This is a genomic window from Mucilaginibacter sp. GW821-FHT07H05, assembly GCF_059418485.1.
This window is the reverse complement of the sequence record NZ_JBWKPY010000005.1, coordinates 123291-146584: the sequence shown is the minus strand read 5'-3', so window position 1 is coordinate 146584 and position 23294 is coordinate 123291. Positions and strand designations below refer to the sequence as shown.

The 23294-nt window shown below is 47.6% G+C and carries 20 protein-coding genes; 10 read left to right on the top strand and 10 right to left on the bottom strand.

Annotation, left to right across the window (positions count from 1 at the left end; genetic code table 11):
* Nucleotide 1: 1 nt before the first annotated feature.
* The 6 genes from bamG to AC07M6_RS14640 all read right to left on the bottom strand — a co-directional run bounded on the left by bamG (nt 2) and on the right by AC07M6_RS14640 (nt 6271).
* Nucleotides 2–1327, bottom strand: coding sequence for a BamG family beta-barrel-assembly machinery protein (gene bamG, locus AC07M6_RS14665; protein ID WP_494890627.1), 1326 nt, complete (start codon nt 1325–1327; stop codon nt 2–4).
* Nucleotides 1320–2063 (bottom strand): type III pantothenate kinase, encoded by a 744-nt coding sequence (locus AC07M6_RS14660; RefSeq protein ID WP_494890625.1) that lies wholly within the window; start codon nt 2061–2063, stop codon nt 1320–1322. Before AC07M6_RS14660 ends, bamG begins: the two co-directional genes overlap by 8 nt.
* The gene (gene purQ / locus AC07M6_RS14655; RefSeq protein ID WP_494890624.1) at nt 2064–2756 is read right to left on the bottom strand and encodes a phosphoribosylformylglycinamidine synthase subunit PurQ; all 693 of its coding nucleotides are present in this window, start codon (nt 2754–2756) and stop codon (nt 2064–2066) included.
* Nucleotides 2757–2801: 45 nt separating this feature from the next.
* Nucleotides 2802–3791, bottom strand: a complete 990-nt coding sequence (locus tag AC07M6_RS14650) for a DUF6427 family protein (RefSeq protein WP_494890622.1) — start codon at nt 3789–3791, stop codon at nt 2802–2804.
* A 113-nt stretch (nt 3792–3904) separates the two neighbouring features.
* A complete protein-coding gene (locus AC07M6_RS14645) occupies nt 3905–5332 on the bottom strand; it encodes an L-serine ammonia-lyase (protein WP_494890620.1) in 1428 nt (475 codons plus the stop codon).
* Between the two features lie 66 nt (nt 5333–5398).
* Nucleotides 5399–6271: a mechanosensitive ion channel family protein gene (locus AC07M6_RS14640; RefSeq protein ID WP_494890618.1), complete on the bottom strand. Its 873-nt coding sequence runs from the start codon at nt 6269–6271 to the stop codon at nt 5399–5401.
* A gap of 470 nt (nt 6272–6741) precedes the next feature.
* On the opposite strand from AC07M6_RS14640, the gene AC07M6_RS14635 reads away from it, so the two are divergent.
* The 6 genes from AC07M6_RS14635 (at nt 6742) to AC07M6_RS14610 (ending at nt 13092) form a co-directional block, all read left to right on the top strand.
* Entirely contained in the window at nt 6742–7482 is a 741-nt protein-coding gene (locus tag AC07M6_RS14635; RefSeq protein WP_494890616.1) for a FadR/GntR family transcriptional regulator, read from the top strand.
* Nucleotides 7483–7484: 2 nt separating this feature from the next.
* Nucleotides 7485–9620 carry an alginate lyase family protein gene (locus AC07M6_RS14630; RefSeq protein WP_494890614.1) on the top strand — a complete coding sequence of 712 codons (2136 nt, stop codon included), beginning with the start codon at nt 7485–7487 and terminating at the stop codon, nt 9618–9620.
* Nucleotide 9621: 1 nt separating this feature from the next.
* A complete protein-coding gene (locus AC07M6_RS14625) occupies nt 9622–9957 on the top strand; it encodes a cupin domain-containing protein (RefSeq protein ID WP_494890612.1) in 336 nt (111 codons plus the stop codon).
* Nucleotides 9958–10159: 202 nt separating this feature from the next.
* On the top strand, nt 10160–11053 hold the full coding sequence (locus tag AC07M6_RS14620) for an alpha/beta hydrolase fold domain-containing protein (RefSeq protein ID WP_494890610.1): 894 nt from the start codon (nt 10160–10162) through the stop codon (nt 11051–11053).
* Nucleotides 11050–12330, top strand: coding sequence for an MFS transporter (locus tag AC07M6_RS14615; RefSeq protein ID WP_494890608.1), 1281 nt, complete (start codon nt 11050–11052; stop codon nt 12328–12330). The genes AC07M6_RS14620 and AC07M6_RS14615 overlap by 4 nt, the downstream gene beginning before the upstream one ends.
* A 9-nt stretch (nt 12331–12339) precedes the next feature.
* Nucleotides 12340–13092 (top strand): SDR family NAD(P)-dependent oxidoreductase, encoded by a 753-nt coding sequence (locus AC07M6_RS14610; protein ID WP_494890606.1) that lies wholly within the window; start codon nt 12340–12342, stop codon nt 13090–13092.
* A gap of 117 nt (nt 13093–13209) precedes the next feature.
* On the opposite strand, the gene AC07M6_RS14605 is transcribed toward AC07M6_RS14610, so the two are convergent.
* Nucleotides 13210–14394, bottom strand: a complete 1185-nt coding sequence (locus AC07M6_RS14605) for an anhydro-N-acetylmuramic acid kinase (protein ID WP_494890604.1) — start codon at nt 14392–14394, stop codon at nt 13210–13212.
* 239 nt (nt 14395–14633) lie between these two features.
* On the opposite strand from AC07M6_RS14605, the gene nagB reads away from it, so the two are divergent.
* The 3 genes from nagB (at nt 14634) to AC07M6_RS14590 (ending at nt 19344) form a co-directional block, all read left to right on the top strand.
* Entirely contained in the window at nt 14634–16553 is a 1920-nt protein-coding gene (gene nagB, locus AC07M6_RS14600) for a glucosamine-6-phosphate deaminase (protein WP_494890602.1), read from the top strand.
* 65 nt (nt 16554–16618) lie between these two features.
* Nucleotides 16619–16807 (top strand): hypothetical protein, encoded by a 189-nt coding sequence (locus AC07M6_RS14595; RefSeq protein WP_494890600.1) that lies wholly within the window; start codon nt 16619–16621, stop codon nt 16805–16807.
* A gap of 377 nt (nt 16808–17184) precedes the next feature.
* Entirely contained in the window at nt 17185–19344 is a 2160-nt protein-coding gene (locus tag AC07M6_RS14590; protein ID WP_494890598.1) for a polysaccharide lyase family protein, read from the top strand.
* Nucleotides 19345–19574: 230 nt separating this feature from the next.
* On the opposite strand, the gene AC07M6_RS14585 is transcribed toward AC07M6_RS14590, so the two are convergent.
* Complete coding sequence (locus AC07M6_RS14585) at nt 19575–19964, bottom strand: hypothetical protein (RefSeq protein ID WP_494890596.1); 390 nt, start codon at nt 19962–19964, stop codon at nt 19575–19577.
* A 175-nt stretch (nt 19965–20139) separates the two neighbouring features.
* On the opposite strand from AC07M6_RS14585, the gene AC07M6_RS14580 reads away from it, so the two are divergent.
* Complete coding sequence (locus AC07M6_RS14580; protein WP_494890594.1) at nt 20140–20565, top strand: SRPBCC family protein; 426 nt, start codon at nt 20140–20142, stop codon at nt 20563–20565.
* A 156-nt stretch (nt 20566–20721) separates the two neighbouring features.
* Here AC07M6_RS14580 and AC07M6_RS14575 read toward each other — a convergent pair whose 3' ends face one another.
* Together AC07M6_RS14575 and AC07M6_RS14570 are read right to left on the bottom strand one after the other, a co-directional pair.
* Nucleotides 20722–21759: a DUF6807 domain-containing protein gene (locus AC07M6_RS14575; RefSeq protein ID WP_494890592.1), complete on the bottom strand. Its 1038-nt coding sequence runs from the start codon at nt 21757–21759 to the stop codon at nt 20722–20724.
* A gap of 4 nt (nt 21760–21763) precedes the next feature.
* On the bottom strand, nt 21764–23119 hold the full coding sequence (locus tag AC07M6_RS14570) for a Gfo/Idh/MocA family protein (protein ID WP_494890590.1): 1356 nt from the start codon (nt 23117–23119) through the stop codon (nt 21764–21766).
* Nucleotides 23120–23294: the final 175 nt, after the last annotated feature.

Below are 23294 nucleotides of genomic sequence, written 5' to 3'. Positions count from 1 at the left end.
GTTAGTCGAACTTATATTTGGTGAACCATTTATCGTTCACGGTAAAGCTTAAATGGATATTTAAATAAGTTTCTCTCACCAGCGCATTGCTCAACGTACCGCGCCGGCCCAAATCGGCCGCAAAGTTTACTTTGTAAAAGCTGGTACCGTTAGCTGCCAATGGCAAGCCTAAACCAAAGGTGACACCCATTTGATTAATGCTCTGGTTATTTACGTTAGCATAAGTTTTATCAAAGTGCGCGCCGAGGCGGTAATCAACCAGGGCCCAGTAGCTGTGTATAGAGTTTGAGTTAGGATTAAACTGCCCGCCAATGTTAAGGCTTTGGCTGTTTTGCATACCCTGGTTTACCCCGCTTACCGTAAGTTTAGACCAATTGCCCATGCTGTAATCGGCGCCAACTAAAAACTTATGGTCAACCTGGTACGATACGCCGAAGTGGTTAATTAACGGTAATTGAATTTTGCCCTTTGGATTTTGCCTGTTAACAACAGTATCCGATGCCGAGTTTTCATCGCCGGTTGTAAAATCTGTTACATACTGGCTTACTACAAAGCTGGTTTGGCTGTTAAGTTTGGTTGCCGCCGAACCGCTGTAACCAAATATCATACGGCGTTCGTCAGAAAAACGAACCGTGTACTGCGCGCCGAAATCATAGTTTAAGCCGCCTATTACATTATTGCTTTCCTGGCGCGAGTTAAAGGCGCCATAAAGTTCGGGGAACTCGGTTGAGCTATACTGCTTCAGGTTACCAAATATGTAGGATGCGTTGGCGCCTATAGCCAGGTTTCTGTTAAGGTTGATACCGTAACCGAGATAAAATTTAGACAAGCCGCCTTCGCCACTGTAAATGCTGTTTACTACGTTGGTATCTGTGGGCGAACCTGTGCCAAAACCACGGCTTAACGTTTGCTTGTACCGGTAACCTAACTCGCTGTAAGGCAATAAACCAAAGCTTAAACCCGAATTTTTAGTTACAGGCATACCAAAAGTGATATGGCTGAACCTGAAATTTGAATTGGTTTGATTGGCAGCACCTGTTTTGCTTAGCGATACAAAGTTGGTGTATACGCCGGCATCAATAACCGTATACCGTAAAGCCGAATAGGAAGCCGGATTTAGCGGGTTAACACTATTATAACCGTTTATTTGGTTAGTAGCAGTACCTATGCCACCCATAGCTACGTTTTGGGGCAGCAAAATGGGATCGATTATACCTAAACCATATTTTGAATAAGGGGAACTGGTAGTTGCGGTTGTTTGCGCCATGGCCGTTGTTACGGCTAATGACAGTAAGAAAACAGTTAAAGCCCTGAAGTATTTAATCATTATGCTGTTGTATCGCTGCGTTTAATCCTTTTAAAACCAAATAAGGTTCATTTTTAATATAGGGGGCAAAGATGCTATTTTTTAATAGCGTATCAAAAAAAATCCCATCGCCCCCGGTTAATATCATATTCATAGCGGGCCGGCTGCTTTTATAGCTGTTTATAAAGCCCGTTAATTCATGTTTGATGCCATTTTGCACCCCCGATTGCATTGCGCTTTCGGTATCGTCGCCAAATTGGCGGCTAAAACTTTCGTCTGCACTTACTAACGGTAAAGCCGATGTATAATTATGCATAGCCTTATACCGCATATTTAAACCCGGCGATATGCTGCCGCCGTAGTAGTTTCCACCGGCATCTACAAAATCGTAAGTGATGCAGGTACCGGCATCTATCACCAGGTTATCTGTACCGGGATATAAACTATGCGCCCCCATAACTGCTACCAATCTGTCGATACCCAGTGTATGCGGCGTACGGTAATGGTTTTTAATGGTTACGGCCATTTCCCTTGTAAAATTCACTACCGGGATCTCGGCCTTCAAATCATCCTCCCAATTATCCTTCTCCTTTTTTACCGAAGCGATAATGGCTTTACCGATATCGCGGCCGGCTATCAGCTGCTTCAGCTGTTGTATATCAAGTGCTTTATAATGTTCTGCTTTCAGCAGTTCCCTGCCTTCAAAAACCGCTGCCTTTGTATAGCTGTTACCAATATCTATAACCAGGCAGGTCATTTAAGCTTTAACCAGCGACAATATCGATTCAAAAATAGCCAGGCCGTCCTGGTTACCTACTAAAGTATCCGAGGCACGCTCGGGGTGCGGCATTAAGCCAAATACATTACGGTTAGCGTTGGTTACGCCGGCAATGTTTTCGATAGATCCGTTTGGATTGGCATCGGCAGTGATATTGCCCGCCTCGTCGCAATAGCGGAACATGATCTGATCGTTATCATTAATCGCCTTCAATACATCCGCATCGGCAAAATAATTACCCTCGCCATGGGCAATAGGTATTTTAAATGCCTGATCGGGATTAAGCTGCGCGGTTAATAACGATTGCCGGGTTTGCGGCTTTAAGTAAATATTACGGCAAATAAATTTGCGGTTGCTGTTATGCAATAAAGCGCCGGGCAATAAGCCGGCTTCGGTCAGGATCTGGAAACCGTTGCAGATACCTAATACATAACCGCCACGTTCGGCAAAACGGATAACTTCCTGCATAATGGGCGAAAAACGGGCAATAGCGCCAGAACGCAGATAATCGCCAAAAGAGAAACCACCAGGCAGGATCACAAAGTCTACACCTTGCAAATCATGGTCCTTATGCCATAAAGGGACCACCTGCTGACCCATTATTTTCTCTAAAACATAAATAATGTCCGCATCGCAATTGGACCCCGGGAATGTAATTACGCCAAATTTCATGCTACAAAGCTAATATAACGCAGGTAACCTGAAAGAATGTAAGAGTTAAAAAGTGTTAAACTGGAAATAAATGATACCGGCAAACAGCAAAAAGTACAAAGTTTCGTATATCCAGCGGGTGGTGGCATACAAAAAATAATAGGAAAAAAAGATGGCTACGGGCACCGCGCACAGTAAAAAATGGTTCAGCTTAAAATCGGTTTTGATATAAAAAGCCAGCGCGGCAATAATAAAACTATAAAAAAACAGCTGGAATGATTTGCGTACCAATATATAGCTTCTGAAAAAATTACCCCTCAGCCTGAAAAAAGCGAGGATAAGGATGATAACAACAGGTATCAGCAAAAGGTAATTATAGTAATTAAGTATTTTGATGCGGGCCGGAAAACGGGTACCAAGCGGCAGCCATATTTTATAAAAGTTTTGGATATGGTCTGTCAGATAATAAAATACGGCCAGGAAAAAAAAGATGGTAACATAACCCATTATAGCGGCTATCCAGTCGCGCCAGTCGAATGGCCTGAAGATGAGCAAACCGATCCATATCACTAAAAAAAAGTAGATAAAGGGCAGGTAAAAAATACTGCCCAGCGCAACAATCATCCCCAAATCGTAAGCGATGGCTTTTACATCGTTACTTTTATAAAAGGCCAGCAGCTTAAATATCATCCAGATAACCAAAAAGTTGCAGATAAGCGGCGGGCTAATGGTTAAAAACGGAGTAAACAGACTGGAAACCGTGATATACATTAAGGCCGGCAAAAACGACGGCTTGCTTAACAGGTTATAAAAGTTAACCACATAATTTAACAACAAAGCCTGCCCAAATACAATAATGCCGGCCAACAGCATATTTACAGGTAAAGGCAGGGTGGTATGATCGGCAAGGGGCACCAGCGAGCGGGCAAACGATTCGACCAAAACAAAATTAACCTGGGCCGGGGCAGTATACAAATAGCATACCCGCAGGATAACCAGCAGTACGGCAAGCCAAAAAATATTGATCGGGTTATAATTCCTGAAAGCGTTGATCATTGCGCCGCAATATTACGCAAAAAAGAAGCTGAAAGGTGAAAGCGGAAAGGCAAAAGGTATCAGAAAAAAAGGTTTCGCCTTCGCAACAGCGCAGCGAAATGACTAATGACTAACTAACACTCGGGTAAACTGATGGGGATATTGATGGCCAGGCCTCCATCCGCGGTTTCTTTGTATTTCGAGTTCATATCCTGCGCGGTTTGCCACATGGTTTTTACTACGGCATCTAAGCTAACCTTGGCATTATCGGGATTGGTTTGCAGGGCCAGTTGCGATGCAGTGATGGCTTTGATGGCGCCCATGGTATTACGTTCGATACAAGGGATCTGCACCAGTCCGCCAATAGGGTCGCAGGTCATGCCCAGATGATGTTCCATGGCAATTTCGGCGGCCATTAATACCTGGCGTTGCGAACCGCCCAGGCATTCGGTCAGCGCCGCGGCGGCCATGGCAGATGATACGCCAATCTCGGCCTGGCAACCGCCCATAGCGGCCGATATGGTAGCGCCCTTTTTAAAAATACTGCCAATCTCTGATGCGGTCAGCATAAACTGGATCACTTTATCATCGTCATAGCTATCGCAAAAGATGATATAATAACCCAGCACCGCCGGTATTACACCCGCGGCACCATTGGTGGGGGCGGTCACCACCCTGCCGAAAGAGGCATTTTCTTCATTAACAGCCAGGGCAAAACAGCTTACCCAGTCTAATATATTTTTAAAGCCGCTGCCGGTGTTACGGATAGCCAGCAACCATTCGTCGAAATTTGTATAAACGGCATTGCCTATCAGGCGTTTGTTCAGGCTGGCAGCACGGCGGGCTACGTTCAACCCGCCCGGTAAATGGCCGGTGGTATGGCAACCCCGGTACATGCACTCTTTCAACACCCTGAAGATATTGAGCACACCGCTGCGGGTTTCCTGCTCGGTGCGCCAGGCCAGCTCATTCTCCATCACTACCCCGGATATTTTGAGGCCCGTTTTAATGCACCAGTGCAGCAGGTCGCCGGCGGTTTCGATAGGGAAAGGCAGGTCTACCTCGGTTTTACTTTGGCCGGTATCGCCATCCTTTACCACAAAGCCCCCTCCTATGGAATAATAGGTTTCGGACACAGCCCTGCCGTTGTTTAAAAAAGCCTGGAAGGTAACCGCGTTAGGGTGAAAAGGCAGGCTTTCCAGAAAGAGGAACATTAAATCATCATCGTACGAGAAATTGATCTGTTGCTGCCCGCCCAATACCAGCTGATGGTTAGTTTTGATCTGGGATATTTTATAATCAATGGCATTTACATCAAAGGTAACCGGATCATCGCCGCTAAGGCCTAACAGTATGGCAATATCAGTCCCGTGGCCGCGGCCTGTTTTAGCCAGCGATCCGTACAGCTGTATCTTTACTTCGGTAACCAGGCCCAGCACTGCCTGCTGTTGCAACGTTTGTACAAATTGCTGCGCGGCGCGCCAGGGCCCAAGTGTATGCGAGCTCGACGGGCCAATCCCGATCTTAAATATATCAAATACCGAAATCTGTTCTCTATGCATCAGGTGCAATTTACAAATTGTTTGGATGTTAAACCCCTAAAATCAATGTGGAAATACGAGACGGCATCAGGCCTGATTTTCTTCAGCAGCTGCACCCTCCACAGGCGGCGGGGATGCGGGCAAAGCCATGCCCGGCAATTTAACACCGGCGGCTTTCAGGTCTTTAATTACCTGCTCCTGCAATTCCAGCTTGGCCGAAAGGAAATAAGCCGGCTCAACCCAAACCTTAACACTAAAACGGATCCCATCCAGTTCCAGCGCGATTACCCCAACATTGGAGGCCGGTGTAGTTAGTATGTTCTTTGTTTTTTTAATCGCCGCGTTAATTACCTCTTTTACCTTGTCCACATCAGCCGCGTATTCCAGCTTCAATTCAAAATCAAGGCGGCGCTTACCCTCGCGGGTTACGTTGGTAATTACCTCGTTAAACAGCTTGCCGTTGGGGATAATTACCGTTTTGTTATCGGCAGTAAGCAGTACGGTGTAAAATATCTGGATGGATATTACCTTACCATCCTGTCCTTGTGCAATAATGCTATCGTCTAACTCAAAGGGTTTCAGTAACAGTATCAGTATCCCACCGGCAAAGTTTTGAAAGGTGCCTGATAATGCTAAGCCTGCGGCTACGGTAAATGCCCCCAATACGGTGGTAAACAGAGAGATACCAAACCCCCATATTTGCATTACCGATACGATAAGCAATACATTTAAACCAATAATACTAACACTAAGGAAGAAGGGTTGTAAGGAAGAATGCACTTCCTTTTTGCTCATCTGCGCAAGTATGCGGGTTTTTAGTACCCTGATGAGCCACAGACCGACTAATAATATGATCAGTCCGGCTATAATGCTGGGTCCGTGGTCCAGCATCCAATCATAAGCTTTATCGTAAAGCTTCTCTATCCTGTTTCTATGGACGTCTAACTTCTCTATCTGCATAAAGAAGCAAATTTACTAATTATTATTTACCGTATATGGTAATAAACAATTCCGGCCCCTTAAACAGCATCCAATCGATGATGGTGCGTTTGATCTGCCTGTTTTTTTCTGTGATGTATTTCATGGTATTGTGATAGATGCAAATGCTGTGCCTTGTTTGTATTTATTTGATTTGCTGAACAAAATTAGGTTTAATCGTAACAGAATTAATGATTAATTAATCATTTGATTAACTGATGACCGTCCGTTTACCTTGCGATGACGAAAGCAGTGTTTACTTAAATAAATGGTGTGTAGGGAATAGCATACATGGGGGATTGAGGTAAGACAATCCGCATTACGCAGGTATCACCATCGCCTTCCCCGAGGTTCATTCTTTCATTTTCACGATGAGTCAAAAAAATAAAAAAACATTTGCACATCTCTCACTTATCATTACATTTGGTCAACCAATTTTTGGTTAACCAATTATGGAAGATCATCTTACTAAAACATTTCAGGCCATCAAAGTGGAAAGTCCGGTTGATCAGATCATCAACCAGATCAGGCATTTGATTACTTCGGGACAATTAAAACCCGGCGACCGCCTGCCAGCCGAGCGTATTTTGGCCGAGCGCTTTGGTGTAGGCCGCAGTTATGTGCGCGAGGGTATTTTAAAACTGGAGTTTTACGGCTTGCTGAAAACATCGCCTCAAAGCGGTACCTATGTATCGGGCTTAAGCATAAAGGTGCTGGATAACCTCATCAGCGATATTGTTAAATTCCATAAAGATGATTTTAACGCGCTGATAGAGGCCCGTTACTATTTAGAGTTAAGCGCTGTGCGCCTGGCCGCGGAGCGCCGCACTGCCGATGACCTGATTACCCTGCAAGCTGCATTGGTTGATTACGAGGCCAAAGTGGTAAACAACACCGATGCTGTAGAGGAAGACATGCTTTTTCATCTGAAGATAGCTGCCGCCGCTAAAAACCCGGTGATAGAATCGATGATGATGGTGCTGATCCCCGACTTGATTAAGAACATTGTAGAAAATAAAATTTGCGGGGCCGACCGTGGCTACCGCGCCGCTGATGAGCATAGGGCCATCCTGAAAGCGATAGACCGGCAGGACGTTAAAGCCGCCGAAAGCGCCATGGCTACACACCTTGACGAGATTTTACAACTCAGCAAAACCGGCTATGCCGCCGCGCAAATAATCGACAGAAAATAAAGATGGGTTTAAAAAAAATAATAGTAGCGGCGCTGGCTTTAAGTACAGCTTTACAAACTTTGGCGCAACAGCACCCTAACCTGATGCTTACCAAGGCCAACATAGCGGCGGTGCGTAAGGGTGTAGTACAATACCCATTGTTAAAATCGTCTTTTCAAACGGTTAAACTACAAGCCGATAAAGCGCTGAGTAAACCCATAGAAGTCCCCGTACCTAAAGATGGTGCGGGCGGTTATACGCACGAGCAGCACAAGCAAAACTACCAAACCATGGTAGCCTGCGGACTGGCTTACCAGGTAACCGGTCAGCAAAAATATGCCGATTATGTAAAGACCATGCTGCTGAAATATGCCGCCCAATACGAGAGCTGGCCGCAGCACCCCAAAAAGAAAAGTAACCAGATCCCGGGTAAGATCTTTTGGCAATGCCTTAATGATTTTGTGTGGCAGGTATACACCATACAGGCGTATGATCTGGTGCATGATGCCATTCCCGCAGCCGACCGCGCTACTATTGAGCAGCACCTGTTTGTGCCGGTGCTCCATTATTTCACCAACGAATGCAAGGAGACTTTCGATCTGATCCATAACCACGGCACCTGGTGTTTGGCCGCCGTGGGCATGACGGGCTACGTGATCAACAAACCCGATTATGTACAGATGGCGCTGAAAGGATCGAACAAGGACGGTAAATCCGGCTTCCTGATCCAACTGGATCAATTATTCTCGCCCGATGGCTATTATACCGAGGGGCCGTATTACCAGCGTTATGCCATGCTGCCTTTTGTGCTGTTTGCCAAAGCTATCCAGCAAAATCAGCCGCAAATGCACATTTTCCAGTATCATAATGGCATCCTGAGTAAAGCCATCGATGCATCGCTGCAAAGCACTTATACCAACGGCGCTTTCTTCCCGATTAATGATGCCATGAAGGATAAAACTTTTCAGTCGGAGGAGTTAGTTTACGGCGTAGACATCGCTTACGCGGATATTAAACCCGAAGCCGACCTGCTGGATGTAGCCAAACAGCAAAAGCGCGTAATGGTATCCGATGCAGGTTTGCAGGTAGCTAAAGATGTAGCAGCAGGAAAAGCACGACCCTTTCAGTACCGCTCGGTTTGGCTAAGCGATGGTAACAAGGGCGACGAAGGCGGTCTGGGCATCCTGCGCAGCGGGCCGAATACCGATCAGCAATGTATATTGGTAAAGGCGGCTTCGCAAGGCATGGGGCATGGGCACTTTGACAGGCTGAACCTGCTCTATTACGATAACGGCGGCGAAGTATTTTCGGATTATGGCTCGGCACGTTTCCTCAATATCGAAACTAAATCGGGCGGCGATTACCTGCCCGAAAACAAAACCTGGGCCAAGCAAACAGTGGCACACAACACATTAGTGGTTGATGAAACATCGCAATATAGCGGAGAATTGAAGAACGCCGAGAAGTATCATCCACAACTGCTGCATTTTGCTAATACGGCAAGTTTACAAGTGGTAAGCGCGGAAGATAACCATGCTTATGACGGCATTAAAATGCAGCGCACCTCCATCCTGTTTAAAGTGGCTGGACTGGATAAGGACCTGCTGATAGATGTGATGCGCGGCCTATCTGATAAAGATCATCAGTACGATTTGCCGTTCTGGTACCAGGGTCATATTACCGATCAGTCCTTTAAAATAAACACCGTTACCAACGGATTAAAAGCGCTGGGCAAAAAGGATGGCTATCAGCACTTATGGCTAAACAACCAAAGCAATTTACACAATGGCGATGACCATATCACCATCCTGAATAACCTGCGCTTTTATACCGTACACATCGCTGCCGATTCGGCCATGCAGGTAAAATATGTTACCCTGGGCGCTAACGACCCGAATATGAATTTACGCACAGAAGAAAAAGCCTTTATCCTGTCTAAACCAAAAAGCAACAATCAAACCTTTGTTACCGTTACCGAAACACATGGCAGCACCGACCCAACTGCCGAAACTACCACCGGCGCGGCCAGCAGCGTAAGCGGCTTAAAAATATTGAAGGATGATGGAGGGCAAACCGTTATCGGTTTCCGGGTAAAGCAAAAGGCATATCAAATTACCATTAACTATAACAATAAAAACAATTTTATACAGATCAATTAATATGATACAGAGCAGTATTTTTCAGTTTGAACAGGACGTAAAATGGGAAGACGTAGGCAACGGCTGCCAACGCCAGATATTTGGTTACGATGATAAAGTGATGCTGGTGAAGGCCAAATTTGTGGCCGGCGGCGTTGGTCCGCTGCATAGCCACATGCACTCGCAGGTAACGTATGTAGATAGCGGCGTGTTTGAGATGACCATTGGCGACGAAACCAAAACCATCCGCAAAGGTGATGGCTATTACGTACCACCGCACATAGTCCACGGCGTAACCTGCACCGAAGCCGGGATGCTGATAGACGCGTTTAGTCCGCATAGAGAGGAGTTTTTGTAGGTACCCCTCCCATACCAAAAAAAGTATGTCATTTCGATAGAGCCGGAGAGGGACTGAGCGCAGGGGTGCGAAAGAGAACACTTTCTTGAGCGGGCGGTGTTAGGCTTTAGCGAGCGAAAAAATCTTATACGCGCGATAAGCATGTCGTATAAGATTTCTCACTATCGTTCGAAATGACATTTTATTAAACCAATATCCAACCATGAAAAAAACAATCATAACACTGCTAACGCTGATGATGGGCATCAACGTTTACGCACAAACAACAACGGCAATAGACACGCCTAAAACGGTAAAAGTAGTACCCTTACCCCGTGGCTATACAGCCCAACTGAATGTTGTATACACCAAAGTTGGCAACTGGGATGGCCGTACAGACCTGTACCTGCCTGCAAACACCGGTAAGCCCACTCCGGTTGTTATTAACATCCATGGTGGCGGCTGGAACCATGGCGATAAGGAAACACAGGGGGGCTTCTCGCTGTATTTTAAACTGGGTTACGCTGTAGCCAATATGGAATACCGCCTGATGCAGGTGGGCAAAGCGCCTGCCGCGGTTGAGGACACCCGTTGCATGCTCATTTACCTGATCAAAAATGCCAAAGCGCTGAATATCGATGTAAACAAGATCATCATATCGGGCACATCAGCCGGTGCACACCTGGCCTTGATGGGTGGCTTGTTAATGAACGATCACCGCTTTGATACTAATTGCCCGGGTGTGGATAATATTAAAGTAGCAGCCATTATCTCCAAATACGCTATCAGCGATGTTTGGGATTGGGGCAACGGGGTTATCAAAAGCAAATCGGTGACTAACTGGCTGGGAACAAACAACAATGCGGATTTTGCCAAAACGGTTTCGCCTATGACCTATGTTAACAAGAACAGTCCGCCGACATTTGTGGCCCATGGCAATGCGGATGTTGTAGTGCCTTACCAGCAATCTGTCGATCTGCATAAAAAGCTGATGGAAATGGGCGTAAAAACAGAGTTTATCACTGTTGAGGGCGGCGGCCATGGCAAATGGACCAAAGAGCAAAACGCCGATGTGGATAAAGCCGTGGTGAAATTCCTAAAAGAAGTGGGGATATGAAAGTGAAGGGCCTGCGCTGGTATATCATCGGTTTAATTGGGTTGGCCACTGTGATCAACTATATTGACCGTAGCGCCATTAACATTATGTGGCCCTATATTTATAAGGAGTTTGGCATTGCCGATGCGGACAATAAAAGCACACTGGCGCTGATTACCACCTTTTTTATGATCGCTTACGCCATCGGTCAAACCGCCATGGGTAAAATTATGGATAGCATTGGTACCCGGTTGGGCATGGTGTTCTCGATCTCGTTGTGGAGTATTTCTATCGCGTTGCATGCTTTGGCGCGGGGCATCGCATCTTTTAATATCTTCCGGTTTTTGCTGGGTTTTAGCGAAGCGGGTAACTGGCCGGGCGCCACTAAAAGCAATGCTGAATGGTTCCCGGCAAAGGAGCGGGCCATTGCACAGGGTATATTTGGCGCGGGGGCATCGCTGGGTTCGGTAGTGGCGGCACCGGTTATTGCACTGCTGTTTGTAGCCTTAGGCTGGAAACTGACCTTTGCCTGTATAGCCGTGTTAGGTTTGCTGTGGATCATCCCCTGGTTGATCATTAACAAAAACACACCCGATAAACACCCCTGGCTGACCGAACCAGAACGCGCGCATATCCTATCCAAACCTATCACAACCGAGGTAAGAACCGAAACTGCCTACACCTGGAAACAATTGCTGCAATTCCGCAATACCTGGGGTATTATCCTGAGCCGCTTTTTTATCGACCCGGTTTGGTGGCTGTTTGTTACCTGGCTGCCTACTTTTTTAAAGGAGCAGTTTCTGTTCGATATTAAGCAGATCGGTGCGTTTACCTGGGTGCCTTACCTGTTTGCCGCTATGGGCGGTTTGTTAGGTGGTTTCTATTCATCTAAACTCATTCGCAAAGGTAAAGACCCGGTGAAGGCCCGCAAACTGGCCGTCGGTATTGGCTGCGCGCTGATGCTGGTATCGCTGGCGGGTATTGTTATCTATCTCGATAGGTTAAAGGATAACCCCGGACTGGCCATGGGCCTCATTAGCATTACACTCTTCGGCTTCCAGTTCCTGATCAACAATCTGCAAACCCTCCCATCCGACTATTACAGCGGCAAAAATGTGGGGACTGTAGCCGGCATGGGTGGCACGGCCGCTGTGCTTGGTACCTTAATTACCACCTGGATGGTGCCTGTATTAACCAAAACCAGCTATACTTCCTTTTTTGTATTGGGCGCTTTACTGGTGCCGGTTAGCTGGCTGTGTATCCAATTCATTTATTCAAAAACAAATCAGATCAAATAAAAAATCAATATGCGATTAAAAAATAAAGTAGCGATAGTAACCGGCGGCAGCCGTGATATTGGTCGCGCAGTATGCGTAAAATTAGCACAGGAAGGCGCCAAAGTGGTGATCAATTACCGCGGTAACGAGCAGCAGGCGCTGGAAACTTTAAACCTGGTAAAAGATGCCGGCGGCGAAGGGATTATCGCTTACGCGGATATGACCAAAGACCAGGATGTGGAAACGATGGTGCAGGAAGCGCGTGATGCTTTCGGTAATGAGATCCACCTGTTGGTGAATGTAGCCGGCGGCTTAGTTGCCCGCAAACCCACCGCCGAAATGGATGGCGATTTTTGGGACTTTGTAATGGCGCTTAACGTAAAATCGGTATTTCTGGCTTGTAAGGCTGTGATACCGTTTATGCCTGCGGGTTCGGCAATCGTCAACTTCTCGTCGCTTGCCGGGCGCGATGGCGGCGGCGGTGGCGCCAGTGCCTATGCAACTGCCAAAGGCGCGGTAATGACCTATACCCGTGCACTGGCTAAAGAGCTTGGTCCTAAAAACATCCGCGTAAATGCGGTGGCCCCGGGCATGATAGCCACTTCGTTCCACGATACTTTTACCAAACCCGAGATCCGTGCAAACGTAGCCAATGCTACCCCCCTAAAACGCGAAGGACAGGCCGGTGAAGTAGCCGACCTGGTGGTGTTTTTAGCCAGCAGCGAAAGCAGCTTTATCAGTGGCGCCAATGTGGATATTAACGGCGGGGTGGCGTTTTCGTAATAAATAAGATTGTCATTGCGAGGAGCAGCGGGGAAATGTGCTATGGGGCGACGTGGCAATCTCGTAGTATGCAAACGTACTACGAGATTGCCACGCTATCGCTCGCAATGACAAATTTCAGGTTGCAAAACTAATTTTCCCCATCAGCACCGCCGGGTTATTCCCTATTATTAACGGCTCGCCAACCAGTGCCTCGTTACCCAACAGGGCAAACAGGATAGCCTCCTTAGCATCGGGATTAATGCCTAAATAATCCGTATCGTTAATGATAGCCGGGGCAAGCGCTTTGGTTAATCCATCAACCACAAAAACATTTCTGGCACCGCCGCCGCTTACCAATATGCGCCTGGCGGTTTGCATGCCGTTATCCCGGATAAAACCGACAATGCTTTGAACGGTGAACGCGCTGAGGGTAGCAATAATATCATTTGGGGTTAAGTCTATAGTGCCCGATCTCTCCTGTGCCTGTGCTAAATAGTCCAGGCTAAACAATTCCGGTCCGGTGGTTTTGGGTGCTTTGGCTTTAAAGAAGGGGTTATCCAATAACGCTTTCAGCAGGGCCCCGTTCACCTTTCCCGATAAGGCTATTTTTGAATCCTCATCATAAGGCCTGTTAAAGTATTTACGGCAGGCGGCATCTATCAATGTATTACCGGGACCTGTATCGCAGCAAATAACCTCGTTGCTATTACCATTGCCCGGTAACCAGGTAAGGTTGGCTATGCCGCCGATATTGAGCAGCACACGGTTCTCGCCGGGTTTGCTGCCGAAGATCACATCGCCGTATAAAGCCAGCGGTGCACCCTCGCCGCCGGCGGCAATATGTTTCTGGCGGAAATCGCTGATGGTTAAAATCCCTGTTTTAACGGCAATATGATCCCCATCGCCAATTTGCAGGGTAGCATTGGGGTAATTAGGTTGATTGTGCAAACGCTGTGGCGCATGGTAAATGGTTTGGCCGTGACTGGCTATAAAATCCACATCGGCCGGTTTAACATGCCATTGATTTAGGGCCTGCAATATTAACGCTGCATGGAAGCTGCCTATATAGGCGTTCATCAGCGTCAGCTTTTCCAGGTCGACTGTTTTTTTAGCGAACAACTGCTGCACCTCGCTTTTAAAATCATCCCCGTAAGGGATGGTGATAAATTCCAGTAAACTAAATTGAGTTGCCATGCCGTTCCCGCTAAAGCGGCACAGGGCAATATCCAGCCCATCAAGCGAGGTGCCCGACATCAGGCCGATAGCCAGGCGTTCGGGCTTTTGGGCGATATTAAATAAATGCTGCAGGTTACGGTTCAAAGCAGGTTTGTTAAAAAGCTAAATATACCATACCCTGCGTTAATCTGTAAATTAATATCAATTGTTTGAGTACTAACTGATATATTTGCCGCTCCGTCATCTATTATAATAATGATTTAACCACAGCGCGCACTGAGGGTTCACAGCGTGCACAGAGTTTAAATAAGTATTTGAGCAGGCTCTGTGTCCTTTGTGTTTCTCTCTCCGTGAACTCCGTGGTTAATTGAACAAAACATCCTATGCCCAGATTAAATCTATTAGAGGAAACACGTTACGAAAAACTCGCGGTAACCGTATACCCCGATCAGCACGTTGCATCAATTAAAGTAGCCAGCCGCATTGCCGAGGTGATCCGCAAAAAACAGGAAGCCCATGAAAAAGCCGTTTTAGGCCTGGCAACCGGCGTAACCCCCATTGGTGTTTATAACGAATTGGTGCGCCTGCATAAAGAGGAAGGACTGAGCTTTAAAAACGTAATTACCTTTAACCTGGACGAGTACTACCCCATGAAGCCCGACGCTGCCCAAAGCTACGTTACCTTTATGTACGAGAACCTGTTCAGCCATATTGATATTGACAAGGCTAATGTACACATCCCCGATGGTACGCTTGCCGCGGATGATGTAGCCGAATGGTGCCTGGAATACGAAAAGCAAATAGAGGCCCTTGGTGGTTTAGACCTGCAAATACTGGGTATAGGCCGTACCGGGCACATCGGTTTTAACGAGCCGGGATCGGCGCCTAACTCTGGTACCCGCCTGGTTACTTTGGATGACCTTACCCGCGCCGATGCCGCCCGCGATTTTGGCGGTAAGGCAAACGTGCCTACCAAAGCCATTACCATGGGCGTAGGTACCATATTTAAGGCCCGCGAAATTATCCTGATGGCCTGGAGCAAAAAGAAAGCGCCCATCATTAAAAAAGCTATCGAAGGTGAGATCTCGGGCGAGGTACCGGCTACTTACCTGCAATTAAGCGACCACGTGGAGTTTGTGCTGGATGAGGATGCCGCAAGCGACCTGACCCGCTTTGATACCCCCTGGCTGGTAAAGGATTGCGTTTGGGATAATCTGCTGAAAAAGAAGGCTGTGATATGGCTGGCCACCGAACTAAAAAAGCCTATCCTGAAGCTAACCGAAGAAGATTATAACACCCACGGCATGGCGCAATTAGCTGTTGAGCAGGGCCCGGTATACAACATCAATATTGATATTTTTAACCAGATACAGCATACCATTACCGGTTGGCCCGGCGGTAAACCCGGCGCCGATGACAGTCAGCGCCCCGAGCGTGCCGAACCGGCTAAAAAGCGGTCTATCGTATTCTCGCCCCACCCTGATGATGATGTGATATCCATGGGCGGTACCTTTATCCGCTTGGTTGATCAGGGGCATGATGTGCATGTGGCCTATCAAACATCGGGCAATACGGCCGTTTGGGATGATGATGTGCTCCGGTATATGGAGTTTGCTATCGACTTTAACGCCAGCATTGGCGAGGATAATGCTCATCTGAAAAAGATCTATGAGGAGATGCGCAAGTTTATCGATAGCAAGCAGCCTAACCAGGTAGATACGCCCGAGATCCGTGATGTGAAAGGCTTTATCCGTAAATCTGAAGCCATCAGCGGCGCACGCTATGCGGGTTTACAGGACGATCATATCCACTTTATGGCTCTGCCTTTTTACGAGACCGGTAAAACCAAAAAGAACTCGGTTGGCGAAGAGGATATCCGCTTAACGGTTGAACTGCTGCAACAAGTAAAACCGCACCAGATCTTTGCCGCCGGCGATTTTGCCGACCCACACGGTACGCACATTGTTTGCTTCAAGATTATCCTGGCGGCTTTAGAACGGTTGAAGAAAACCGAGGATTGGGTGAAGGATTGCTGGCTGTGGATGTACCGCGGCGCCTGGCACGAGTTTGCCACCTACGAAATTGAGATGGCCGTACCCCTATCCCCGCAGGAAGTTATCCGCAAGCGGAACGCCATATTTAAGCACCAATCGCAAAAAGACAGGCCCGTGTTCCCCGGTGATGACGCGCGCGAGTTTTGGGTACGCGCCGAAGACCGCAACCGCGAAACCGCCCACCATTACGATGAACTGGGCTTAGCCGAATATGAAGCCATGGAAGCTTTTGTGCGGTATAAGTTTTAGGGAGGTATAGATTTTGTCATTGCGAGCGATAGCGTGGCAATCCCATAGGCAGGTAAGTGGGCGCTATGAAAGTCAGTCTGCTTATAGCCGCAGCGGCCTTCTACTTTTTCTTGAAAAAAAGTAGCAAAATTCAAGACAGCAAAAATGCTTCCTTTGCCGCACATGGCCTTTACCCTGCAAAACGGGCAGAACCACGGCTACGCTTATTTGCCCCGCTGTCGCACCCACTTACCTTCGCTTCTGCAAAACGCTGATGCCCTCCTGCCGCACAGGCCGCCATTGTTCTGCCCGCTTTCGCCCGGAAGCTCCTTTGCTGTCGGGAAACTAAAACAAACACTTCATGGTAGCATAGCGTGGCAATCTCGTAGTAATCAAAGCAAACTACGAGATTGCCACGTCGCCCTATTCCACAATCCCTCGCTGCTCCTCGCAATGACAAATGGTAGTTGTAACGCTTCACCTAAGCCCCTGAAGGGGGAAACTGGGTAGCCTGTCCCCGCAATACCCCTATTGTAACAATATCATCTCACCTGCACACTACAGGATGCCAAATTAAAACGGGCTGTTTACATTTATTTCTGTAAACCAAATTATACCCATCCGGCTATGCCGGTTTAATAAATATCCTATTATGCAGCACAAGTACAAACTGATGTTATTGGCGGCGGTTGTCGCTTTATCCTCGTTTATTTTAGGGCCGGGGCCTAAACGGGCCGGCGCGCCGGCTGATCCGCCGGTTACGGTTACTGATGATGGGGCTACCTTCACCCTCTCTAACGGCTACCTAACCGTTAAGGTAAACAAGCGCACGGGCGACCTTACCTCGGTAAAAACGCCTAAAACCACCACGCCTAATGTAGAGCTGATGGGCTACCTTTCGGGCCACCATGCCGGGTATTGGGAGCAAAGCCCTGCCCTTGCCGCCCGCGAGGTAACGGCAATCACCATCGACCCTAAAACCGTAAACGGCGACCGCGGCGAGGTGTCGGTTAAAGGTTTTTCGGATGGTAAATCTATCCTGGGGCCTAATCCAACAGCAGCCGGACAAGGCGGCGGCCTGATTGCCGACCTGGAGATCCGCTATACCCTGGAGCGGGGCGCGCATGGCTTGTATACCTACGCTATTTTCACCCACCAGGATACTTACCCGGCGGGTTCGGTTGGCGAGTCGCGCTTTGGCTTTAAGCTGGCCGGCAACGTGTTTAACTGGATGTCGATAGATGATGAGCGCAACTTCCTGATGCCTACGGGTAAAGACTGGGACGAGGCAACCGACCTGAACATGAAGGAGGCCCGCCGCCTCACCACCGGCCCTTACAAAGGCCGCGCCGAGCATAAGTATGATTATTCGGCCAAGCAATCGCTCATCCCGGCCTTCGGCTGGTCGTCCACTACCGAAAAGGTGGGTTTGTACCTGATCAACCCATCGTTCGAGTACCTGTCCAGCGGCCCTAACCATTACGAGCTGACCGGTCACCTGGACGATGGCGATGGCGGCGACCCTACCCTGCTGGATTACTGGCGCGGTACCCACTACGGCGGCAGCGAACTGAACTTTGCCGCCAACGAGTACTGGACCAAAGTAGTTGGCCCCATCTTTATCTACGTGCCCACAGGTAACGACCCGAAAGCACTGTTTACCGATGCTAAAAAACAAGCCAAAGCCGAGCAGGCCCGCTGGCCTTACAGTTGGGTAAAAGGCGTGGATTATACCCCAGCAGCCGAACGTGCTACCGTTAAAGGCAAAATAAAACTGGTAGACCCGCAAGCTACCATCAGTAAATTCACCACCCTGCAGGTGGGTTTATCCTTCCCCGATCAGGCGCCTGTACCCCGTATACCCCGCCCCGCAAGGGCCGAAACACCGGCGCCGGTAACACCGCCGCCACCACCACCTGCCCCGCCTACCGATACGCCCAAACTATTACCCAACGGCAAGCGCGCTAACCGTGGTACTTATTTGCCGCCACGTCCGGCAGGTGGTGCCGCCCGCCCGGCCTTTGCTTTCCAGCCGCAGGCGGTTACCTGGCAAAACGATGCCAAGCATTACGAGTTTTGGACTAACGGTGCTGCCGATGGCAGCTTTACCATCCCTAACGTTCGCCCGGGTACTTACCAGCTGCATGCCGTTGCCGACGGGGTTTTAGGCGCTTATGATGCTACCGCAACCATCACCATTATCCCCGGCCAAAAGATTGACCTGGGCACTATTGAGTGGAAGCCGGTGCATTACGGTCAGCAGATCTTCCAGGTGGGGATCCCTAACCGGTCGGCCAAAGAATTTTACAAGGGCGATGACCACTGGCATTGGGGCATGTATATTGAGTACGCTAAGTTTTTCCCTAACGATGTTAACTTCACCGTAGGCAAATCAAACCCGGCTAAGGATTGGTATATCTACCACGTTCCACATGATACCGATTTTAAAGAAGATGGCCGCGACCAGGGCCGTGCCACTCCGTGGACCATTAACTTTACCATGCCGGCTAACGGGCCAACTACGGGCAAGGCTACGCTGCGTTTTGGCATAGCTGGTTCGGGTGCACGCTCGTTAGGCATATCGGTTAACGGTAAAGATGTTGGCCCTTTCACTGATATTAGCGGCGGCGGCGCCAGCATGATCCGCGATGGCATTGAGGGCACCTGGGTTGAGCGCGACTTTAACTTCGACGCTTCATTGCTGAAAGCAGGTCAGAATAATATTGTGCTTACTATCCCTGCCGGCGGTGTAGCCAACGGTATCTGTTACGATGTGATCCGCCTGGAAGTGGATCCGGCAGCTAAACCATAAACGCACCACTCTATACCTTTTATATCAAAAGCCATCCATTTAGGATGGTTTTTTAATTTTTATCCGAGATGGTATTAACTCCATAAACACGCTGATTTAACCTGAAAGAAAGTTAACCAAAGTTAACATAATCGCATTTTTAAAAAATTAACAAATTGATTGTCAAATAATTACATGTCTTGAAAATCAATCTGATACCAATTTTTTTTATGTTTAACTATTAGTTTATATCAGCCATCGTTTTCAGATTTTTCATTTAATATCTCCGCCTCAGCTTTTTCTATAACAATAAACTGGCGGATAAGGCCATACACACTCATATATATATTAGCTATCCATACCAAAGCAAAACCGGCAATAACATAACCCCGCCAATCATCTAATAATAAATGAAAATTAGTGAGGAATAAAAATGCCACGGTAACGTAATGGCTAAAGCAATACTCGCAGGTAAACAGGTAAAAGAATTTTCGCTCGGCAATGGTTTTACCTTTGTGACAGCGTTTAATGCAATACTCGCGTATTTCCCTAAAAACTTCCTCGTGGGTAACCGTCCATGCCACACAGGCTATGGGGATGGCTAACAAAAACAACCAGGCAAGCTGCGTACTTATGGGCATATATCTTTAATTTACTGGTAGATAAACAACAATAAGCCCAAAATGATTTGAAAATAGACAGATGGATTTTGGCTTGTAAATTACGCCCCACAATTGTCGCATTTACCCATCACAGGGTTTTAGATAGTGTGCTAACTTTACATTATCAAAACTATAATCAATTAAAAACAAAAAAATGGAAACAGCAAACACCACCGCTATTACAGTATCAGCAACCGTAAATGCACCCATAGCTAAAGTTTGGGCTTACTGGAACCAACCCGAACACATTACCAAATGGTGCCAGGCATCGCCCGACTGGCATGCGCCTTATGCTGATAATGACCCACGCACCGGCGGCAAATTTAAAACCACTATGGCCGCGAAAGACGGTAGCTTTAGCTTTGATTTTGAAGGCGTTTACAGCGAAGTACAGGAAAACAAACTGATGGCCTATGCCATGGCCGACGGCCGCCAGGTGAAGGTAACCTTTGAAGATTTAGGCAACAGCACCACAGTAACCGAAACCTTCGACCCCGAAACCCAAAACCCAATTGAAATGCAGCGCGGCGGCTGGCAAGCGATATTGGATAGTTTTAAGAAGTATACGGAGGAGGATTGAGATTTGACACGATCATGCCGAACTTGTTTCGGCACCCTATATGATTAGTGCGACCTTGCATTTCACCTTGCAAGTGGGATACCGAAACAAGTTCGGCATGACATTAAACAGAAAAGCCACCCTTCGGTGGCTTTTCTGTTAATTCAATTTTCTCTTCTACTTCTTCCCATACACCTCAGCCATAGCATTCAGCTTTGGTGCGCTTAGGGTTTCTGTGCCATTGCTGATCACCACGCGATACCTGAAGGTTACCGACTCGCCTTTTTTCAAGGTCAGATTTTTGGCTGATTTACCGTTGGTAAAGATCTTTTCGCCCAGTGGATTGGCAGCGAACAGGCCATAGCCGCGTGCATGCCAGAAGGTAGGATAATTAGGGTTTTTAGGATGATCGATAATAGCTATGCTAACCGAATCGGCGCCCATTTTACCGTATACCTTGCACCATACGCCACGGGTGCTCCAGGCGTCGTCCCCGGTTTTGCCGGCGCTGGTTAAGTAGTTACCATTGGCAACATTATCCGTACCACCTTTTACTATGGTTACAATACCTTTATCATCGGTAAACTTTTGGTCCTGCTTGGTGGGCATTTGCAATTCGTGCGCTAAGCGCAGGCCCAGCATACCGTCTTTCGCATCATTAAAAACGGCATCCATATCTGCTTTGAGGGTAGTCACCCGGTCAATAATGCGCTGGTGGGCATCACCACTAAACTCAAAACGGGTGGTTTCCTCCAATATCACATCCTTGGCCTGGTTAGTCCAGTTGGCATGATAAGCCAGGGTTCCTGTTTGGCCGCCTTTTGCTTCAAGGATCTTATCTGTACGGATCCACCCATACTGGCTTTTTTTAGCCGCCGGTATGGCATAGCTGTTATTCCAAAAGTCCAATCCGTTCAAATTCTCGAAATTAAACCAGATGCCGATATGGTGCGGGTGATCGGTTGGGTCGCCGGCTTTAGGATTTAGCGGGAAGCCGCGGGTAACCACCGTACCGTTAGCTGCATGCAGGGGATACAGTACTGGTTTCTCCAGCGTATCAGGATACATAAATGTAGTGAAAGGCTTGCCGCCGATCAGGATATCTACTTTCCGGTCTTTATCGGATTTTACAACGGTGACTGCTTGCTTTTGCGCCATGGCTGTTATGGTCATACCAGTTATAGCTATGGCTAAGCCCAATATTTTAAACTTCATGATACTAATATTTAAACACTTTACCATTAGCCATTACTTCCTGCGTTTTTTCATCAAATGTAGCTTTAAAGCCGGTATGTACGGCGGCATTGGTCATGATGTTGGCTATCGAGTGGCTGTAACCTGCGTCAACAGGGGCGTTTGGTGTTTTGCGGCTGCGCACACATTCCATCCAGTTACGTACGTGGTTTGATGTCAGGATATCGCCGCCGGTATTGGCCGATGCTACCACCGTTTCAGTGTTTTTCAGGCTGATCTCGGGCAGCAGGTTGGCCTGCATTTTCATGGCAGCAGCCATTTTTTCGGTCAGACCGCCTTTCGGCGATATTTTATTGGTATTTAAATTCAGTTCGCCACCGTTGCTGTAGTAAATTTCGGCAGGGTGTTCATCGCCATTATGCATGCGCGAACCAAAAGTTACCTGGAAACCGGTAGAAGGGTCGTCCAGCGGGCCGTAATCAAACGCCGCTAAAATGGTATCCCAGTTACGGCGTCCGTCTTTCCATTGGTAAATGCCACCGTTGGCCACTACACTGCGCGGGTGTTTAAGGCCAGTAAACCAGTGCACGGTATCTATCTGGTGGCTCATCCATTGGCCGGGCAGGCCCGATGAATATGGCCAAAACAGGCGATACTCCAAATAATAACGCGGATCAAATTTCTCGTAAGGGCGGTTCATAATAAAGCGCTTCCAGTCGGTATCCTGTTCTTTTAAAACGCCCAACAATTCCGGCCTGCGCCAACGGCCCGGCTGGTTCACGTTCCAGGTCAGTTCAACCATGGTGATTGGACCAAATTTGCCCGATTTTATAAAATCGTTAGCGGCATGATAGTTCTGTCCGCTACGGCGTTGCGATCCTATCTGCACTATTTTACCCGATTCCTTCACGGCTTTCAGGGCTAAGCGGTTATCTTCCATGGTTTCGGCAAACGGTTTTTCCACGTAAGCATCGCAACCGGCTTTTACCGCTTCGATAGTGTGACGGGCATGCTGAAAATCGGCGGTGCTGATAAATACGGCATCGACCGATTTACTATCATACATCTCCTCGTTATTGCGGAAGGCTTTAACCGGGTTCTGCATTTTCTCTTTCCATATAGCCGCGCCTTCTTCACGCCGCCTGTTCCAGATATCAGATACAGCAACCACCTCGAAATTTAATTCTTTATAGTGGTTCATGAAACTGGGGATATGCGATGACTTGTGCCTGTCGGAAAAGCCTACAACGCCAACCCGCACACGGTCGTTAGCCCCGATAATACGATTATAGCTTTTGGCGCTAAAACCGGTTTTGGTCAACAATACACCGGCACCGGCCACTGCAGCCTGCCTGATAAAAGTACGGCGTGATTTTTCCATGCTTTAATGTTTTTCTTGAAAATTAGGTAATCGGTTTACAAAAACCGGTAAGCGTTACCGGTACAATCAAATATCGATGAAATTTAAATAAATTTCATGCATGTAACAATAATATATCTTAGCATCTATATCAACTGTATATCCAAATTGCATTATAACAAAACCAATGTAGAAT

Excerpts from the sequence above, each read along its gene's own strand:
- AC07M6_RS14575 (WP_494890592.1), bottom strand. The coding sequence starts at position 21,759 with ATGAAGTTTAAAATATTGGGCTTAGCCATAGCTATAACTGGTATGACC.
- AC07M6_RS14650 (WP_494890622.1), bottom strand. The coding sequence starts at position 3,791 with ATGATCAACGCTTTCAGGAATTATAACCCGATCAATATTTTTTGGCTT.
- AC07M6_RS14580 (WP_494890594.1), top strand. The coding sequence starts at position 20,140 with ATGGAAACAGCAAACACCACCGCTATTACAGTATCAGCAACCGTAAAT.
- nagB (WP_494890602.1), top strand. The coding sequence starts at position 14,634 with ATGCCCAGATTAAATCTATTAGAGGAAACACGTTACGAAAAACTCGCG.
- bamG (WP_494890627.1), bottom strand. The coding sequence starts at position 1,327 with ATGATTAAATACTTCAGGGCTTTAACTGTTTTCTTACTGTCATTAGCC.
- AC07M6_RS14615 (WP_494890608.1), top strand. The coding sequence starts at position 11,050 with ATGAAAGTGAAGGGCCTGCGCTGGTATATCATCGGTTTAATTGGGTTG.
- AC07M6_RS14585 (WP_494890596.1), bottom strand. The coding sequence starts at position 19,964 with ATGCCCATAAGTACGCAGCTTGCCTGGTTGTTTTTGTTAGCCATCCCC.
- AC07M6_RS14660 (WP_494890625.1), bottom strand. The coding sequence starts at position 2,063 with ATGACCTGCCTGGTTATAGATATTGGTAACAGCTATACAAAGGCAGCG.
- AC07M6_RS14590 (WP_494890598.1), top strand. The coding sequence starts at position 17,185 with ATGCAGCACAAGTACAAACTGATGTTATTGGCGGCGGTTGTCGCTTTA.
- AC07M6_RS14645 (WP_494890620.1), bottom strand. The coding sequence starts at position 5,332 with ATGCATAGAGAACAGATTTCGGTATTTGATATATTTAAGATCGGGATT.
- AC07M6_RS14620 (WP_494890610.1), top strand. The coding sequence starts at position 10,160 with ATGAAAAAAACAATCATAACACTGCTAACGCTGATGATGGGCATCAAC.
- AC07M6_RS14570 (WP_494890590.1), bottom strand. The coding sequence starts at position 23,119 with ATGGAAAAATCACGCCGTACTTTTATCAGGCAGGCTGCAGTGGCCGGT.
- AC07M6_RS14640 (WP_494890618.1), bottom strand. The coding sequence starts at position 6,271 with ATGCAGATAGAGAAGTTAGACGTCCATAGAAACAGGATAGAGAAGCTT.
- AC07M6_RS14610 (WP_494890606.1), top strand. The coding sequence starts at position 12,340 with ATGCGATTAAAAAATAAAGTAGCGATAGTAACCGGCGGCAGCCGTGAT.
- AC07M6_RS14630 (WP_494890614.1), top strand. The coding sequence starts at position 7,485 with ATGGGTTTAAAAAAAATAATAGTAGCGGCGCTGGCTTTAAGTACAGCT.
- AC07M6_RS14635 (WP_494890616.1), top strand. The coding sequence starts at position 6,742 with ATGGAAGATCATCTTACTAAAACATTTCAGGCCATCAAAGTGGAAAGT.
- AC07M6_RS14625 (WP_494890612.1), top strand. The coding sequence starts at position 9,622 with ATGATACAGAGCAGTATTTTTCAGTTTGAACAGGACGTAAAATGGGAA.
- purQ (WP_494890624.1), bottom strand. The coding sequence starts at position 2,756 with ATGAAATTTGGCGTAATTACATTCCCGGGGTCCAATTGCGATGCGGAC.
- AC07M6_RS14595 (WP_494890600.1), top strand. The coding sequence starts at position 16,619 with ATGAAAGTCAGTCTGCTTATAGCCGCAGCGGCCTTCTACTTTTTCTTG.